A 16,550-nucleotide genomic window follows, 5' to 3' on the forward strand; every position below is an offset into this window, starting at 1 on the left:
CGCAGCGAAGCTGATGCTCCGGGTCAGTACATCGAGAGATGAACATGGTTCGTGTGGGACGCGGCGGGACTGCCGCTGCCACTGTATGCGCGCCACCCGGTGCCGGGATGCCAGATCTGCCGGTACCAGATCACGTAGAGCACGCCCAGCCGGTCGGCGTTGCGCACGTGCCAGGCGGCCAGGCTGTCCCCGTACGCCTTGTCGCCGCCTGTCGCGTTGCGATCCTCGAAGCCGTTTGTGGCCGCCGCGAAGTCGCAGGCCCGACCCTTCGGGTGCTCACCGCCGCCACCTTCGCGCTTGCAGGAGACGTGCCGCTTGTAGCCGGCGGCCTGGGTCTGCTTGAGCGCGTTGAGGGTGCGTGGGGTGATGCAGCCGGAGGTGGTCGGGTCCTTCACCGAGCAGGATTCCGACGGCCAGGACCCGTCGGAGTTGCGGGGCGCCGGTTTCGCCGAGGCGGAGCTGCCGCCGCTGAAACCGTTGCTGCTGCCCGAGCTGACCTCGGCGAGCGCCGCCTCGGCCTCCTTCTTCTTCTTCGCCATCACGGCGAGCTGTTTCTGCTGCTCGCGGACCTCGGTGTCGATGGCGACCTTTGCCTGCTGCGCCTGCTGCCGGGCGTCGACGAGATCACGCAGCCGCTTGCTGTCCCGCTGGGCCATCAGGTCGAGATCGCTCGCGCGTTCCAGGAACGCCTGCGGCGTGGCGGTGTTGAGCAGCATCGACGCCGGGGTCAGCCGGCCGACACGGTACGACTGCGCGGCTACCTCGCCAACCTGGGCGGTGAGGCCGACAAGCCGAGCCTCGATCGTCGTCAGCTCACCGGTGAGCGCCGTCTGCCGGCGCTTGGAGTTGTCCAGCTTCGCCTTGGCCTCGATGTGCCCCTTGGCGGTGGACTCCAACGCGTCCCGCAGCTTCTTACTGCCGCCCTCGTCGGGCTCCGCGTACGCGGGCACGGCGGTGCCGCCGAGCACGAGCGCGACGGCGGCGAGCAGAGCGAGCAGGGCGCGGCGACCGAGCCGCGGGCTGAGCCTGGTCCTGGGCACCAAAGCGTCCTTCCGTCGACCGCCGGCCCCCGGTGAACCACTGTGCGGCGGCGTCCCCGCCGGCGCCGATCGGCGGCCTGCTGGCGGAGACCGTCGGTCACGATACCGGACTGTTGGCCGGTCGCCAGCCCTCGGAACTCCGGGCCGCAGCGATGTCGACGGAGCGTCCCAACGCCGTCGCGCAGTGCGCCGATCAGGAGCCGAGAAGGGCTTCGTGGACCTCGGCCCAGACCTGCTCGTTTGACGCGACGAGCAGACCGCGGCCGTCGTCGGCGGGGTGGTAGTCGACGCCGTCGAACCGGCGGGCGACGCCACCTGCCGCGCGGACCAGCACCGTGCCCGGGGCGTGGTCCCACGGCAGGGTGCGCCAGAAGAGGGCGAACTGCTGCTCACCGGTGAGGATGTCCAGGTATTCCCGGCCGGCGCAGTGCTGGCCGGGCAGCAGCTCGCCGAGCCGCCGGCCGCCGGCGCGGGCCCGGTCCCGGGTTTCCGGCGGCAGGAACCGGGTCATCGCCGCACCCCGCAGCTCGCCCAGCGGCGGCACCGAGGCGGCGGTGTCCACCCGCCGGCCGTTGACGAGGGTGCCGTCGTCGGCCCAGCCGGCCGCGAGGGTGTCGGCGAGCGGGTCCAGGATCCAGCCGGCTGTCGGCCGCCCGTCGGTAAGCAACGAGACCATCAGGGCGAACGGACGGCGCCCCGCTGCGAAGTTGGCGGTGCCGTCGACCGGGTCGACGAGCCACACGTCCCCGCCGTCGCGCAGGTGCCGCAGCAGCCCCGGGTCGTCGGACACGCCCTCCTCGCCGACCACCTTCGAGCCCGGCCGCAGCTGGCGCAGGCCCGCCGAGAGCAACTCCTCGGCCCTGCGGTCGGCGACGGTGACGATCTCACCGGGCGCCTTCTCCGACACGTCGGCCTCGTCGAGTTTGCGGAACAGCGGCAGCACGACCTGGTCGGCGGCCTCCAGGAGCAGGTCCGCGACGTCGTCGAGCAGGGTGTCAGCCACGCGGCGGCAACTTGACCACGCTGACGAAGAACTCGTCGATCTGGCGGACCACCGAGATGAAGCGCTCGAAATCCACAGGCTTGGTCACGTAGGCGTTGGCGTGCAGCTGGTAGCTGCGCAGGATGTCCTCGTCTGCCTGCGAGGTGGTGAGCACTACCACCGGGATCCGGCGCAGCTCCTCGTCCTTCTTGATCTCTTCGAGCACCTCGCGGCCGTCCCGACGCGGCAGGTTGAGGTCGAGCAGGATGAGGTCGGGCGTCACCGCCTCGGCGTACTGGCCCTCCTGCCGCAGGTAGGCGAGCGCCTCGGCGCCGTCGGAGACGACGGTCAGCCGGTTGCGCAGCTTGTGCTCCTCGAACGCCTCCTGGGTCATCAACACGTCACCCGGATCGTCCTCCACGAGGAGGACCTCGATCGGGCTCTTGCCGTCCGCAGGCGCGGTCATCCCACCGTCTCCCTCATGTCACCCGTTCTACCGCTTTGCGGCGAGCCGTCGGCCCGGTCCGGCAGGTCCGACCCGGTGGGCTGCTCTCCAATGGCGGCCGACGACCCGTCCGAGGGCGTCGTCTCCGCCGTCGCGGTCTCCTCCGGCTGCTCCGCCGGGTCGACGGCAGCTGCCGCCTCCACGTCCTCTGGCCGGGCCGGCAGGGTGAACCGGATCGCCGTGCCCTCCGGCACGTCGGTGTCCACCCAGACCCGGCCGCCGTGATATTCCACGATCTTCTTGACGATCGCCAACCCGATGCCGGTGCCCGGGTACGCGTCCTTCGAGTGCAGCCGCTGGAAGATCACGAAAATCTTGTCGGCGAACTCCGGCTCGATGCCGATGCCGTTGTCCTGACAGCTGATCTCCCACTCGCCGTCGACAAGGCGGGACGAGATGTGCACCTTCGGCGGCATGTCCGGGCGGCGGAACTTGATCGAGTTGCTGACCAGGTTGGCCAGCAGGTTGGTGAGCAGGGGCTCCTCGCCCCGGATCACAGGCATCTCGGTCCAGGTCAGCTCCGCGTCGGCGTACTGCCGGGCGGCCTCGGTCTGCCCGGCCACGTCCCCCATCACCTTGTTCAGGTCGACGTCGACGAAACCTGTGGTGAGCCGACCGATTCGGGAGAACGCGAGCAGGTCGTTGATCAGGCGCTGCATCCGCTGCGCGCCGTCCACCGCGAACGCGATGTACTGGTCGGCCCGCTCGTCGAGCTGCCCCGAGTAGCGGCGTTGGAGCAACTGGCAGAAGCTGGCCACCTTGCGCAGCGGCTCCTGGAGATCGTGCGAGGCGACGTACGCGAACTGCTCCAGGTCGCGGTTGGACCGGGTGAGCTCCTCGGCCTGCTTCTGGAGTTGGGTGTTGACCCACTCGATGCGCTCGCGGGCCTCCCGCACCTCGGCCAGGTCGGCGGCGATCTTCTGGCGCATCGCGTCCACGTCCTCGCCGAGCCGGACGAACTCCGGTGGGCCGGTGGTGGCGATGCGGTGCTGGTAGTCACCGTCGGCGACCTCACGGACCTGGGCGGCCAGCCCGATCAGTGGCCGGATCACCATCCGGTCCAGGGACAGCAGCAGGGCCGAGCCGGCCACGACCACCACCAACGCGGCGACGATCAACAGCACGACCAGCAGGTTGCTGCTGCGACGTACGTCGCTGGCGGACTGCTCCCGGGCGCTCAGGATCTCCTCCTGGAGATCGCCGACCGCAGCCCGCAACTCGTCGAACTGCTGCCGAGCGCCGTCGGTGACCAGTTCCTGGCCGGCCCTGGTGCCCCTCTCCTTGGTTGCCGTAATCACCGGCTCGGCGACCGACCGCCGCCACTGCTCGGTACGCTCCTCGACTATCCGCAGCTCCTGGCCGATCTGCGGGTAGTCGTGGAGCAGCATCCGCATCGAGGCGATGGTGTCCCGCTCCTGGTCGAGCCCGACCTGGTACGGGCCGAGGTCGGCCGGGTCACCGCTTACCGCGTACCCGCGGACCGCTGTCTCCTGGTCGAGCAGCGCGTTGAGCAACTCCTGCGACTGCACCCGCAGCGGGGCGGTCTTGTTGAGGATCGCGTCGATCTGCGTGCGGTTGCGGGCGGCCACCGCCGCCTCCGCTGCGGCCAGGCCGATAAGCAGCACACCGACGACGGCGAGCAGTGTGATGACGCGGCGGCGCAGGTTCCAGCCGCTGACCGGCGTCACCGGCCACCGCCCCGGCTGACCAGCAGCATGGCCACGTCGTCGGCGAGCGGGCCACCGTTGATCTGCTCGGCGCGACCCACGAGCCAGGCCGGCAGCTCGGGCAGCGACACCTCGCGGTTGGCCGGCTCGTCGAGCAGCCCACTCAGGCCTGGCACGTCGAGCCGCTCGTCGCTCGCGCCCACCCGCCCCTCGATCAGACCGTCGGTGTACATCAACAGGGACCAGTCATCGGTGTCGAACTCCAGGTCGTAGGCGATCGGCCGGCGCGGGCGGACCCCCAGCAGCCGGCCACCGGGCGCGGGCACCGGGGTTACCCGGCCGCCGGAGAGCAGCAGCGGTGGCGGGTGCCCGGCGAGCCGGACGGTGGCCCGGTTGGCGTCCAGGTGGAGCCGGGTGGTGGCCACCGTCGCGAAGATCTCCTGAAGCCGGCGCTCACTCATCAGCACCTGCTCCAGCGCGGGCAGCACCTCGTCGTCGGGCACCCCGGCGAGGATCAGGGCGCGCCAGGCCACACGCAGCTCCACGCCGAGCGCGGCCTCGTCCACTCCGTGCCCGCAGACGTCCCCGACGATCAGGTCGAGTCGGTCCGGATGGGTCTGCACCACGTCGAAGAAATCCCCGCCGATCAACGCGGCATGCCGGCCGGGCCGGTAGAAGGTGTGCACCGCCACCTGGTCGGTCGTCATCAGCGGCTGCGGCAGCAGGCCACGTTCGAGTCGCGCCGACTCGGCCTGGCGCAGCTCGACCTCGCGCAGCCGGCGAGCGTTCACGTCGGCACGCTTGCGCTCCACCGCGTAGCGCAGCGCCCGGGTCAGCAGCACGCCGTCCACCTGGCCCTTGACCAGGTAGTCCTGTGCGCCCTCGGCGACCGCCACGATGCCCAGATGCTCGTCGGAGCGGCCGGTGAGGACGCACACCGCGGCACCGCTGGACATCCCCAGCACCTGGCGCAGCCCGTCCAGCCCCTGCGCGTCGGGCAGGCCCAGGTCGAGCAGGACGCAGTCGACGTTCGGGATCTGTTGACGCGCCTCGCTGAGGCTTGTGGCGACCGACAGGTCGATCATCGAGTTCGTCTCGGCGAGCAACTCGCCGACGAGGAAGGCGTCGCCCTCGTCGTCCTCCACCAGCAGCACCCGCAACCGCTCGCCGGGCGGCAGGTTGGCGTGTCGCCCCAGGCCACCATGCGGGTACGGCACGACGGGGGAACCGGCCAGGCCGGGTCCCCGCTGCGGCCGGGTCACCGCCGCGAGACGCGGGAGTTCGCTGGTGATGTCGGGCTCCTTCCGAGTGCCCCGCTGATCCTGTATTAGACAACGGTCGCACACAACACGACGGGCGCGGCACGGGCGGGCATGGGCCGGGTCACTGCTCGCCGACGGGCCGACGGTCGATGGACGTCCGGCTGTGTCGTCCCCCGGTGCCGGGGGGCAGGATGGTGCCACCCCAGGCCCCACCACCATCGAGGAGTTCCCGTGGGCGCACCCCCCACCTCCGCCGCGGCGGGCACGCCGGTACGCCCGGATCCGGGCGTACCCGCTGCCGACCGCGCGCTGACCCGCCCGCGCCGACGGCTCGTGGCCGCCGCTGCGGCGCTTGTCGCGCTTGTCGCCGTCGGCGCCGGCAGCCTGCTCGACCTGCGCACCCCGACGCCGACGCCGACGGGCGCCCCGACCGGTGAGTTCAGCGCCGCCCGCGCGTACGAGGACGTGCAGGTGATCGCGGCCCGGTCGCACGTCGCCGGCAGCCCGGCCAACGACCAGGTCCGCGCGCACCTTGAGCAGCGGCTGCGCGGGCTGGGCCTGGAGACCGAGGTACAGGACACCGTGGCACCGGAGGCCGGTCAGCTCAGCGGGGCGGCGGGCGGCGCGACTGTGGCCCGCGTCCGCAACGTGGTGGCCCGGCTGCCCGGCACCGACTCGACCGGCCGGGTCTTCCTGGTCGCGCACTACGACTCGGTGCAGACCGGGCCGGGTGGCAACGACGACGCGGCCGGCACCTCGACCATCCTGGAGGTGGCCCGCGCGCTGAGCACCGGTCCCCGGCCCCGCAACGACATCGTCTTCGTGCTTAGCGACGCCGAGGAGGCGTGCCTCTGTGGAGCGGCGGCGTTCGCTGCCAGCCACCCGCTCGCGGCCGACGGCGGGGTGGTGCTCAACCTGGAGGCGCGCGGGTCCACCGGGCCGGTGATCATGTTCGAGACGTCCCGGAACAACGCGAAGCTTGTGGACGTCTTCGGCCGGGCCGCCCCACACCCGGTCGGCACCTCGTTCGCGGTGGAGATCTACCGGGCGCTGCCCAACGACACCGACTTCACCGCGTTCCTGGACCAGAAGTTCGTCGGGTTGAACTCGGCGTACATCGACGGAGGCGCGATCTACCACACGCCGCTGGACACCCCGGCGTCGATGGACCGGGGCAGCCTCCAGCAGCACGGGGACAACGCGCTGGGCCTGGCCCGGGAGTTCGGCCGCACCGACCTGACCGACCTGCGCTCCGGCCACGACGCCACCTACTTTCCCGTCCCCGGCGGGCTGGTCCGCTATCCCGGCTGGCTCACCCTGCCGCTGGCCCTGCTCGCGGTGCTCGCGGTGGCCGCGCTGGCCTGGCTGACCCGCCGCAGTGGCCGGGCCAGCACCGGCCGGCTCGCCGCCGGCTTCGCGCTCGCCCTGGTGCCGATCGTGGCCGCGCCGGTCGCCGCGCAACTGCTCTGGCTGGCGATCACCACGATCCGTCCGGGGTACGCCGAGCTGCTCGACCCGTACCGACCGATCTGGTATCGGTTGGCCGTGCTGGCGCTCGCCGCCGCCATCGTGTTCACCTGGTACGCGCTGACCCGCCGCCGGATCGGCCCGGCCGCGCTGGCGGTCGGCGGGCTGACCTGGCTGGCAGTGCTCGGGGTGCTGCTCGCCGTGGCGGTGCCCGGCGGGGCGTACCTCACCACAGTGCCGGCCCTGGCCGGCGCTCTCGGCGGGCTTGTCGCGCTGCGGACCCGGCAGACCGGGCCGTGGCCGGTGGTGGCGGTGACCGCCGCCGCCGCGGTCGGTGTGGTCATCCTGCTGCCCACGGTGGTGCTGCTCTTCCCCGCGCTGGGGATGGCGATGGGCGGCGTCGCCGCGCTTGTCGCGGTGCTGCTCGGCCTGACCGCCCTGCCGGTGGTCGACCTGCTGCACCCGCAGGCCGGCGGCCACCGTGGGATGCGGGCGCTGCGGGCCCGGCGGCTCGCGGTGCTGCCGGCCGGGGCCGCCGCCCTGGCGGCTGTGGTGCTCGCCGGGGTCGGGCTGGTCGTGGACCGCTTCGACGCCGAGCACCCCGCGCCCACCCACCTGATGTACGCCATGGACGCCGGCACCGGCCAGGCCCGCTGGCTCAGCCACGAGAGCGGTCCGCAGCCGTGGACCGCCGGCTACGTGGACGGGGTCGCCGACGTCGAGGACGACTTCCCGGGGCTCGGCGACGGTGAGCTGCGAGTCGGCCCGGCGCAGGCCGCCAACCTGCCGGCGCCGAAGCTGGACGTGCTCGCCGACAGCACCTCCGGCACCGAACGCACGCTGCGGCTGCGGCTCACCCCGCAGCGGGAGGTCCGCCTCGCCACCCTGCACGTCGACGCGTCGACCGCCACGGTGCTGCGGGCCGAGGTCGCCGGCCGGTCGGTGCCTGTCGAGCCCCGGGAGGGGAAGTGGGGCTTCGGGCTCGTGTTCCACGCCCCGCCGCCAGAAGGTTTCGAGGTCACCCTGACCGTGCGCCCGAAGGGCGGGCAGGTGGCGCTGCGCGCCATGGACGCCAGCGACGGGCTGGACGCGCTGCCCGGCTTCCGCCCCCGGCCGCCGGGCGTCGGCGTCGTCGGGTCACACAGCTCCGAGATGCTTGCCGTCGCCCGCACCTATCCCCTCTGACTGACACGCCGAAGGTCCGGCGGGGATCGTTCCCCGCCGGACCAGGTCAGTGCGGAGCGGCCGGGCCCAGGTCACTCGGATCGGTGTTGCCACCGCAGACGATCACCGCCACCCGCTCCCCGGGCTGCGGCACGTACGCGCCGCCGACAAGCGCGGCCAACGCGGTGGCGCCACCCAACTCGGCGGCGATCCGCAGCTCCGACCACAGCAGCCGGCGCGCCCGCACCAGGTCCTCGTCGCGGACCAGCACCGAGACCACGCCGGTACGGCGAGCGGTGTCGAAGGCGATCTCGCCGATGCGGCGAGCACCCAGCGAGTCGGTGGCGATGCCGCCCACCTCGATGTCGACAGGTCCGCCCGCCTTCAGCGCGGAGTGCAGCGTGGGGATCTGCTCGGGCTCGACGGCGACGACGCGTACCGACCCGTCGAACCAACTGGCGATGCCGGACACCAGCCCACCGCCGCCGACCGCCACCAACACGGTGTCGACCCCATCCAACTGGCGTTCCAACTCCCGGCCGACGGTGCCCTGGCCGGCCACCACCTCCGGCTGGTCGTACGCGTGCACAACCAACGCGCCGGTCTCGTCAGCCCGCTGGGTGCTCGCCGCCAACGCCTCGGCGTAGTGCTGGCCCACCTGCCGCACCTGGGCACCCAGCCCGGCGAGCCGCTGCACCTTGACCGGCGATGAGGTCACCGGCACAAAAACCTCCGCCGGTACGCCGAGCGCGCGGGCCGCGTACGCGACAGCGAGACCATGGTTGCCGCCCGACGCGGCGATCACCCCCGCCGACGGCAGCGGCCCCTGGAGCATCCGGTTGAACGCGCCACGCGGCTTGAACGAACCGGTGTGCTGGTGCAGTTCCAGCTTGAGGCTGAGCTGCCCGGGCACGCCCAGGTCGGCGCCGTCGACGGTGATGACCGGGGTCTCCCGGACCCGCCCGGCAACCAGTGCGGCGGCCGCTTCGACGTCGTTTCTGTCCACCATCGGGAACACCCTTCCACTACGACCGTCGTCGGTGATCATCCTAGGGAGCGTCGAGGAGGGCACCCTGGTCGGCGGCGCGCCGCAACCGGCGGTGCTCGGCGGTCACCACCCCCAGCAGGGCAAGGTCGATCGCGACCACGGCGACCGCACTGAACTGGTTGACCGTGAAGTTGAAGATCTGCCCGAACAGCAGGTCGACGAGCAGGGCGAGCTTGAACAGTCGGAACGCGTCGAGCCGGCTCCGGCGCAGCAGCCACGCCGCCCGCAGACTGAGCACCGCTGTGACAAGCGCGGTGGCGGTGACACCGAGCACCGCGCCCCACTCGCGCTCCTGGTCCAGCTCTCCGGTCACACCGTCCAGCAGCACCCCCACCACGATCAGCACCGGCTCCACCACCAGGTAGACCACCACCAGCCAGACCAGCCAGCGCTGCCGGGTCGCCCAGGCGGCGAGACGCCGGGCCCGGTCCTCCGCCCGCTGCCAGAACCGGACCGGGGGCGGCTCGCGTCGGGGCACCGTGTCCAGCAAATGCTCAACGGCCGCCTCGGCGGCAGGCCCGGTGCCCCGCACGAGACGCCGCACGTCCGCCCGGCGCCGATCGGTCAGCCCTGCGGGCAGACCGCTGAGCACCACGTCCAGCGCGTTGGCCGTACGCTCCGCCGGGGTCAACTGCGATCGGCCGGTACGCCCGCGTACCGCCTGGGTGAGCAGGACGAGCAGGGCGAACGCGAGGTAGATGATGGCGGCGGCCGGGGCGTAGAAGTAGTCGGTGCCGGTGGTGACGAACTTGCCCACCTCGTCGATGAACAGCCCGAACCCGACGCCGCCGACCACTGCCCCCGCCGTACGTGCCCCCTCGCCGAGGAAGACCAGCGGGATTCCCAGGCCGACCACGAGCAGCAGGCCACCCCAGAGGACGTGCGCGATGTGCAGCCCACCCCCGCCGAGCTGCGGATAGTCGGCAGCCTCCAGGTACGCCCGCACGGCCAGCACGGTGACCACGCCTGACAGCACGAAAGCCTGGAGGTGGGACGCTGCCTCGACCGCCCGGGTCGGCAGCCGGCGGACCAGCCAACCAACCCCGGGACGGTGGCGCGACGGTCCAGATGGCATGTTCCGAACCTAGTAGCCACGCCACTCCTCGCGGACGTGGTCATGACAAGGCCCGGTGCCATCGAAGGCTGACGCCGCTCGCGCGATGTCTGATACTTCGGCAATGACGCTGTCGCCGCCACGCCCCGCCCCCGCCGACACCGGCAGGGCCAACCCACGCGCCGCGTTCCTGGTGCTGATCGGCTGGTACGTCGCAGTCGTCGTGGCGTTCGGTCTCTTTCTCAGCACCCGCTCCGGAGCGGTCCCGGCGGGCTGCGGCGAGGGGTGCGACTCCGAACGGTCCCGAATGCTGATCTTCGGCCTCTACGTCGCCGCACCGGCGGTGTTCCTCGCGCTTATGGCCAGCCTGGCGATACTCGCGGGCCTTGTCTCCCGCACCCGGCTCCGCTCGTCAGCCCTGATCGGCACGCTGAGCGCGGTGCTGCCGCTGGCCGCGTGCGGCCTCCTCACCGCCAGCCTCTGACCCGCTGGCAGCGAAGGGCGTCGCGCGCATCGCGACGCCGACCAGCATTAGACCGACCATGTCTGGACTACATCGTCAGGGCCCCAAACAAGATCCACAGAACCGGCTGGGAGATCGACTCCGGAGCGGCTGACGACGACCAGGCCGCTGACGCCGAGCTGAAAACCCGGGATCTGCGGGGCGTCACGCCGCAGTTCGTCGAGATGGCGCCTGTCGAACGGGCCGTCCTGCCACTTGATGGAGCCGGCGAACGCGATGTGGGAGGCGATCGGCGTACGGTCAGCCCCGACAAGATCGATCTCCGGGTTGAACTGGCGGTTCCACCAGGCGCCGACTTCCCACGTGTCGGCCCACGGCAAGCCTCCGGCACCGGCGGAGATTGCCAGCGCATCGCGGATGAGCGGCTCGACGGCGTTGCCCCGCCAGGTGGACCACCGACTCTCGAGGATGGCGCGGGCGGCCGCTGTCCGGTCGCGCAGAACCAACTGATGCACGTCGCGCAGGATGGCCAGGTACAGGCGCAGGTTGCTGTCGGCGATTCGGTACTGGGCCAATTTGCTGGGCTTGGTGGACAGCGGCTTGTCGACGGTGAGGATCTGTTTTTCCTCGACGAGCCGGTTCAGCAGCGGGGACAGGGTGCCGGAGCTGACCGGGCCACCGCGGTCGCCGGCGGCTGCGGCGATGTTGCTGAACGTGCGACCGCCTGCGCCGCCGACCGCTTCCAGAATGCGCCGGGCAGTGTCCGGTGCGGGAAACTCCGACGCCAGAGACTGCTCGGGGACGGTGAACAGCGCCGAGGTCTTGTTGGAGATCTCCTGACTCAGGAAATCAGCGGGGGGCGTTCCCGGGGCCCATTCCAGGGCGACACCGGGCAAGCCACCAGTGATCAGGTGCGCATCGATCGCGTCCGCACCACTCAGCCCGGTCACGGCGGCGGTTTCGCCAAGGTTGAACGGGCCGAGGACCATGTTCGTGGCCCTGCCGTAGAACGGCCGGTCGTACTCGGTGAACCGCTGCATCATGTGCAGATCACTGCCCAGCAGCAGCAGTAGCACCGGCTTGCTGGAGAGGAGCCTGTCCCAGGCGACCTGGAGGTGCCCGTCGAACGTCGCGTCCTGCTCGGAGATCCAGGGCAACTCGTCGAAGACGACCACACTCGGCGTGTCGGGCAGGACGCCTGCCAGGACCCGCAGCATGTCGCCCCAGCCACCGGCCGTCGGTTGGGACGGCAGGAGGTCACGACCGCCGGAGGTGAGCAGCGACGAGTCGCGCAGCGCGCCGAGAAAGTGGCCGACCGCTTCGACGCTCGACGCGCCCTTGACGGCGGTGTAGAAGCAGTACGGCAGTTCGACCCGATCGCACAACTCCTGCACGAGCCGCGACTTGCCCACCTGCCGCCGCCCGCGGATAGCGACAGAGCGGCCACCGCCGGTGCGCTTCACATGATCAAGCTGCTTGGTGAGCAGATCGAGTTCAGTGCGCCGACCGACGAACATCGCCCCTCCAAAGCTAGATCGGATCTTACTTCGATCCAATCTACCAACTGGGAGGCCGCTCCCGCCTAACCCAGTCGCTTGTCCAACCTCCGCCCGCTATGGTCCGCGCCATGCGGCTGGAGAAGATCACCCCGGAGAACTACGAGGCGGCTCTCGAACTGTCGGTGCGCCCCGATCAGGAGGATCTGGTCGAGCCGGTGGTCAAGTCGCTGGCCGAGGCGTACGTCTTCCCCGACAACGCCTGGCCCAGGCTGATCTACGACGGCGACCGGCTGGTCGGCTTTCTCATGGCCTTCCTCGACATACCGTGGGACGACAATCCGGAAGACCTGCGCTCCGGCCTCTGGCGGCTGAACATCGCGGCCGACGCGCAGGGGAACGGTTACGGCCGGTTCGCCACGGGGGCCGCATGCGAGGAGATCCGCACCCGAGGCGGCGCCCGGGCATACGTCACCTGGGAGCCCAGGGCAGGAGGGCCGGAGGAGTTCTATCTGAAGCTGGGCTTCCGGCCGACAGGCGAGCAGAGTGGCGGCCAGACGGTTGGCGTCCTGGACCTCTGAACCCGCCTCGCGGGCAGCACGACACTACTTCCAGCGGAAGTGGACGAAGAGGCGGCCGAAGTTCTTGGAATCCTTCTCGACCCGGTGGTAGAGCTGCTTGACGTCCTTCTGGTCGAGGAACCGCAGCACCCGCTTCTTGAGCTGCCCCGACCCCTTGCCGGGGATGATCTCGACGAGGGTGGCCTTCTTCGCCACCGCCTCGTCCATGATTCCGCGCAGCGCCCGGTCGATGTCCTGGCCCTTGTTGAAGATCTCGTGCAGGTCCAGCTTGAGCTTCATGCCGCAGCCCCCGGCCGGTCAGGTCCCATGCCCGCCATCCTAGGCATGCCCGACGGGCCGCCCGCCGTACGACGAAGGGCGGCCCCGCAGGACCGCCCTTGTCGTCACCGTTTCGCGCTCAGCGTGTGCCGCTGACGCGGATCGTCACCCGCTCCAGCGCCACCCGGTAGTCGTCGTTGTCCGCGTGCATCGCTGCGGCGATCCGCAGGTGCCGCAGCGCGTCGGTGTGCCGGTTCAGCCGCTCCAGCGTCCGGCCCAGCACGTGGTGCGCGTAGTGGTCGCTCGGGTCCCGGTCGACCAACTCCCGGAGCTGCTCCTCGGCCCGGCTGAGCTGGGCCGACTGGAAGTACGCCCGGGCCAGCAACTGCCGGACCGCAGAGTTGCCGGGTTCGGCGTCCACGATCGGCTCCAGCAGTCGGGCCGCTCCGCTCGGGTCACCGGTCTCGAAGAACATGGTCGCCCGCCGGTAGTCCGCCAGAAGATCCATCTGCCCACCTCCTCGGTCGCGCCGTCACCTTGTCCCGACGCTGGCACAACACCTGAGGTTTGGCGACTGTTCCCGGGGTCGAGATCCAGGCCACTTCCGGCTCAGGTGCGGGCGTTGCGGCGGCCGGCGGACAGCTCCCAGGCACGGACACCGCCGACGATTCCGGCGGTGTTCGGCACCACCACCACGTCGTCACCCATCCGGGTCAGCTGCTCCGGCCGGATCAGTCGGGAGTTGCCCCCGCCCAGATAGAGCCGGTCCCAGCGGAACACCGGGCGGAGCCCGTCCACCACCTGCCGGATCCGACGGGACCAGAAGGCGTCGCCGAGTCGCCGTCGCTCCGGCTCACCGACGTACGTGTCGTAGGTGGTGCCCCAGCGCACCGGCGCGTGGGACAGCTCCAGGTGCGGTGCGAGCCGTCCACCGTCGAAGAGGGCGCTGCCCAGCCCTGTCCCGAGGGTGAGCACCAGCTCGCAGCCGGTGCCGGCGACCACCCCGGCCCCGTGCACCTCCGCGTCGTTGAGCACGAGCGCCGGCACCCCGAACGCGTCGGCAAGCGCACCTCGCGCGTCCCAGCCGGACCACTCGGCCAGCAGGTCGGGGTCGACGCGGGTACGTGGCCCGTTTCTTGTGACGTAGTGCGGGGTGGCCACCACCACTCCGTGCCGGATCATGCCGGGCATGCCGACGGTCAGCCGGTCCGCCGTCGGTAGCTGCCTGCCCAGGTCCAGCAGCGTCTGGACGAACAGCGCGGGCGGCAACGGGTACGGCGTCGGCACCCGCAGCGGCCGTGCGCGCATCGTGCCGGCCTCGTCGAGTACGGACGCCTTGATGCCGCCGCCACCGCAGTCGATCGCGAGAGTGGTCACCACGCCGTTGAGTGTGCCCGCTGCCGTCGGGTCGTATGCGGGCAGCCGGATAGGCTGCGGTCCTGATGAGCGCCACGATGATCGTCAAGGACCTGGCCGCCGGGCACGGGGACCGCCCACTCTTCGCCAACCTGGACCTGGTGGTCGCCCCCGGTGACGTGGTGGGCCTGGTCGGGCCGAACGGCGCCGGCAAGTCGACGCTGCTGCGTACCCTCGCCGGGTTGCTGCCGGTGGAGGCCGGAAGCGTCCGGCTCAGCCCGCCCACCGCGAGCGTCGGGCATCTGCCGCAGGAGCCGGAACGGCGACCGGGCGAGACGGTCCGCGACTTTCTGTCCCGCCGGACCGGGGTGACCGCCGCGCAGGCCGCCATGGACGCGGCGGCCGAGGCGCTGACCGCCGGGGCGGCGGGGGCCGACGACGCGTACGCCGACGCCTTGGAGCGCTGGCTCGCCCTCGGCGGCGCGGATCTGGACGAACGCGCCGAGCAGGTAAGCGCCGACCTGGGGCTCGCGGTCGACCTGGACCATCCGACGACAGGGCTGTCCGGCGGTCAGGCGGCCCGGGCCGGGCTGGCGTCGCTGCTGCTCAGCCGCTACGACGTGTTCCTGCTCGACGAGCCGACAAACGACCTGGACCTGGCCGGCCTGGAACGGCTGGAGGAGTTCGTCACCGGGTTGCGGGCCGGCACGGTGCTTGTCAGCCACGACCGGGAGTTCCTGACCCGCACGGTGACCCGTGTGCTGGAGCTGGACCTGCCCCAACAGCAGATCAACCAGTACGGCGGCGGCTACGCGGCCTACCTGGAGGAGCGCGAGGTGGCGCGCCGGCACGCCCGCGCGGATTTCGATGAGTACGCCGACACCAAGGCTGGGCTGGAGGCACGGGCCCGCACCCAGCGGGGCTGGATGGAGAAGGGCGTGAAGAACGCCCGCCGCAAGGCCACCGACAACGACAAGATCGGCCGCAAGTTCCGCAGCGAGGCCAGTGAGAAGCAGGCCGCCAAGGCCAAGCAGACCGAACGGCTGATCGAGCGTCTCGACACGGTCGAGGAGCCCCGCAAGGAGTGGGAGCTGCGCATGGAGATCGCCGCCGCGCCCCGCGCCGGCGCCGTCGTGGCCACGCTTCGAGGTGCCGTGGTACGCCGTGGCGGGTTCACGCTCGGGCCGATCGACCTCCAGATCGACTGGGCAGACCGGGTGGCGGTGACCGGGGCGAACGGCTCGGGCAAATCCACCCTGCTGGCCGCACTGCTGGGCCGGCTGCCGCTGGATGAGGGCACCGCCTCGCTGGGGCCGGGGGTGGTGGTCGGCGAGGTGGACCAGGCCCGAGGGCTGTTCCTCGGCGACGCGCCACTTATCGACGCGTTCCACGCCGCCGTACCCCACATGTCGCCTGCGGACGCGCGGACCCTGCTCGCCAAGTTCGGGCTGCGTTCGGCGCACGTGCCGCGGCCGGCGGCCACCCTCTCCCCCGGCGAGCGGACGCGGGCGGCGCTGGCCCTGCTCCAGGGTCGCGGCGTCAACCTGCTTGTGCTCGACGAGCCCACCAACCACCTGGACCTGCCCGCCATCGAGCAGCTCGAATCGGCTCTGGCCAGCTACCCCGGCACGCTGCTGCTGGTCACCCACGACCGGCGGATGCTTGCCGCCATCGAGACGAACCGGCGGCTCCGGGTCGACGGCGGGCGGATCGCCGAGGATTGATCCGTGCCGGCGGACCGTCGCGGGGTGAGAATGACGCCATGCTCAAGTGGGAGTACGCCCTGCTGGTCCGCCGTCGCCAGGCGGCGACCACCGACCTCGGCTGGGAGGTCGTCTTCGTCTGGTACGGCCCGGACGGCTCGATGGTCGACGTGACGCCCTACGGCGACACGTCGCTGGCCCACCTGAACCGGGCCGGCGACCAGGGCTGGGAGTTGGTCGCGATGAGCGAGGACCCGTCCCTGCCCGGCAACAACGAGCTGCACCGCTACCACCTCAAGCGGCCGAAGCCGGCCGCCCCGCAACCACGTCAACGAATGCGTGCCGGAGGCCGACCCAGCCGCCGCACCCTCTCCGGCTGACCTACCGCACCCCGTCCCGCCCCGTCCCGCCCGGCCCGGCCACGCACCCGCGGCCCCGGCGCGATCCGCCACACCCGCGCGAGGCCTGCCCACGAGCACGGGCGCGTGGTTCTGGTTCCGGCTT

15 protein-coding genes and 1 pseudogene are annotated in these 16,550 nt (G+C 71.5%); 5 read left to right on the forward strand and 11 right to left on the reverse strand.

All coding sequences use genetic code 11. From position 1 onward, the window contains the following. Nucleotides 1–23: 23 nt before the first annotated feature. From ACFY2Q_RS11180 to ACFY2Q_RS11200, 5 genes are all read right to left on the reverse strand, one after another. Nucleotides 24–1,040: a coiled-coil domain-containing protein gene (locus tag ACFY2Q_RS11180; RefSeq protein ID WP_387129268.1), complete on the reverse strand. Its 1,017-nt coding sequence runs from the start codon at nt 1,038–1,040 to the stop codon at nt 24–26. A gap of 193 nt (nt 1,041–1,233) precedes the next feature. Further along, nucleotides 1,234–2,043 (reverse strand): inositol monophosphatase family protein, encoded by an 810-nt coding sequence (locus tag ACFY2Q_RS11185; protein WP_387129270.1) that lies wholly within the window; start codon nt 2,041–2,043, stop codon nt 1,234–1,236. After that, complete coding sequence (locus tag ACFY2Q_RS11190; protein WP_354964865.1) at nt 2,036–2,488, reverse strand: response regulator; 453 nt, start codon at nt 2,486–2,488, stop codon at nt 2,036–2,038. Before ACFY2Q_RS11190 ends, ACFY2Q_RS11185 begins: the two co-directional genes overlap by 8 nt. Beyond that, nucleotides 2,485–4,215, reverse strand: a complete 1,731-nt coding sequence (locus tag ACFY2Q_RS11195; protein ID WP_387129272.1) for an ATP-binding protein — start codon at nt 4,213–4,215, stop codon at nt 2,485–2,487. The genes ACFY2Q_RS11190 and ACFY2Q_RS11195 overlap by 4 nt, the downstream gene beginning before the upstream one ends. Then, entirely contained in the window at nt 4,212–5,411 is a 1,200-nt protein-coding gene (locus ACFY2Q_RS11200) for a PP2C family protein-serine/threonine phosphatase (RefSeq protein WP_387129273.1), read from the reverse strand. Before ACFY2Q_RS11200 ends, ACFY2Q_RS11195 begins: the two co-directional genes overlap by 4 nt. 276 nt (nt 5,412–5,687) lie before the next feature. Between ACFY2Q_RS11200 and ACFY2Q_RS11205 the strand changes: the two genes are divergently transcribed. Beyond that, a complete protein-coding gene (locus ACFY2Q_RS11205; protein ID WP_387129274.1) occupies nt 5,688–8,108 on the forward strand; it encodes a M28 family peptidase in 2,421 nt (806 codons plus the stop codon). Nucleotides 8,109–8,154: 46 nt separating this feature from the next. Here the strand turns inward: ACFY2Q_RS11205 and ACFY2Q_RS11210 are convergent, their stop codons facing one another. Both ACFY2Q_RS11210 and ACFY2Q_RS11215 read right to left on the reverse strand, forming a co-directional pair. After that, nucleotides 8,155–9,096, reverse strand: coding sequence for a threonine/serine dehydratase (locus tag ACFY2Q_RS11210; RefSeq protein WP_387129275.1), 942 nt, complete (start codon nt 9,094–9,096; stop codon nt 8,155–8,157). Nucleotides 9,097–9,136: 40 nt separating this feature from the next. After that, nucleotides 9,137–10,156 (reverse strand): hypothetical protein, encoded by a 1,020-nt coding sequence (locus tag ACFY2Q_RS11215; RefSeq protein WP_387129763.1) that lies wholly within the window; start codon nt 10,154–10,156, stop codon nt 9,137–9,139. Nucleotides 10,157–10,313: 157 nt separating this feature from the next. Here ACFY2Q_RS11215 and ACFY2Q_RS11220 point away from each other — a divergent pair, with 157 nt between their 5' ends. Further along, nucleotides 10,314–10,673 carry a hypothetical protein gene (locus tag ACFY2Q_RS11220; protein ID WP_387129276.1) on the forward strand — a complete coding sequence of 120 codons (360 nt, stop codon included), beginning with the start codon at nt 10,314–10,316 and terminating at the stop codon, nt 10,671–10,673. A gap of 47 nt (nt 10,674–10,720) precedes the next feature. Here the strand turns inward: ACFY2Q_RS11220 and ACFY2Q_RS11225 are convergent, their stop codons facing one another. After that, nucleotides 10,721–12,169 carry an ATP-binding protein gene (locus ACFY2Q_RS11225; RefSeq protein WP_387129278.1) on the reverse strand — a complete coding sequence of 483 codons (1,449 nt, stop codon included), beginning with the start codon at nt 12,167–12,169 and terminating at the stop codon, nt 10,721–10,723. A 110-nt stretch (nt 12,170–12,279) separates the two neighbouring features. On the opposite strand from ACFY2Q_RS11225, the gene ACFY2Q_RS11230 reads away from it, so the two are divergent. After that, complete coding sequence (locus tag ACFY2Q_RS11230) at nt 12,280–12,729, forward strand: GNAT family N-acetyltransferase (RefSeq protein ID WP_387129280.1); 450 nt, start codon at nt 12,280–12,282, stop codon at nt 12,727–12,729. Nucleotides 12,730–12,753: 24 nt separating this feature from the next. On the opposite strand, the gene ACFY2Q_RS11235 is transcribed toward ACFY2Q_RS11230, so the two are convergent. The 3 genes from ACFY2Q_RS11235 to ACFY2Q_RS11245 all read right to left on the reverse strand — a co-directional run bounded on the left by ACFY2Q_RS11235 (nt 12,754) and on the right by ACFY2Q_RS11245 (nt 14,367). Next, entirely contained in the window at nt 12,754–13,008 is a 255-nt protein-coding gene (locus ACFY2Q_RS11235) for a Smr/MutS family protein (RefSeq protein ID WP_007465523.1), read from the reverse strand. Nucleotides 13,009–13,126: 118 nt separating this feature from the next. Next, on the reverse strand, nt 13,127–13,495 hold the full coding sequence (locus ACFY2Q_RS11240; RefSeq protein ID WP_387129281.1) for a tetratricopeptide repeat protein: 369 nt from the start codon (nt 13,493–13,495) through the stop codon (nt 13,127–13,129). A 101-nt stretch (nt 13,496–13,596) separates the two neighbouring features. Beyond that, nucleotides 13,597–14,367, reverse strand: coding sequence for an ROK family protein (locus tag ACFY2Q_RS11245; protein ID WP_387129283.1), 771 nt, complete (start codon nt 14,365–14,367; stop codon nt 13,597–13,599). Nucleotides 14,368–14,429: 62 nt separating this feature from the next. Between ACFY2Q_RS11245 and ACFY2Q_RS11250 the strand changes: the two genes are divergently transcribed. Continuing rightward, nucleotides 14,430–16,067 (forward strand): ABC-F family ATP-binding cassette domain-containing protein, encoded by a 1,638-nt coding sequence (locus tag ACFY2Q_RS11250; protein WP_387129284.1) that lies wholly within the window; start codon nt 14,430–14,432, stop codon nt 16,065–16,067. 38 nt (nt 16,068–16,105) lie between these two features. Beyond that, nucleotides 16,106–16,351: pseudogene (locus ACFY2Q_RS11255) on the forward strand (hypothetical protein); the annotation flags it as partial. Nucleotides 16,352–16,550 lie beyond the last annotated feature (199 nt).

The organism is Micromonospora sp. NPDC000316, from assembly GCF_042898885.1.
Classification (GTDB): Bacteria; Actinomycetota; Actinomycetes; order Mycobacteriales; family Micromonosporaceae; genus Micromonospora.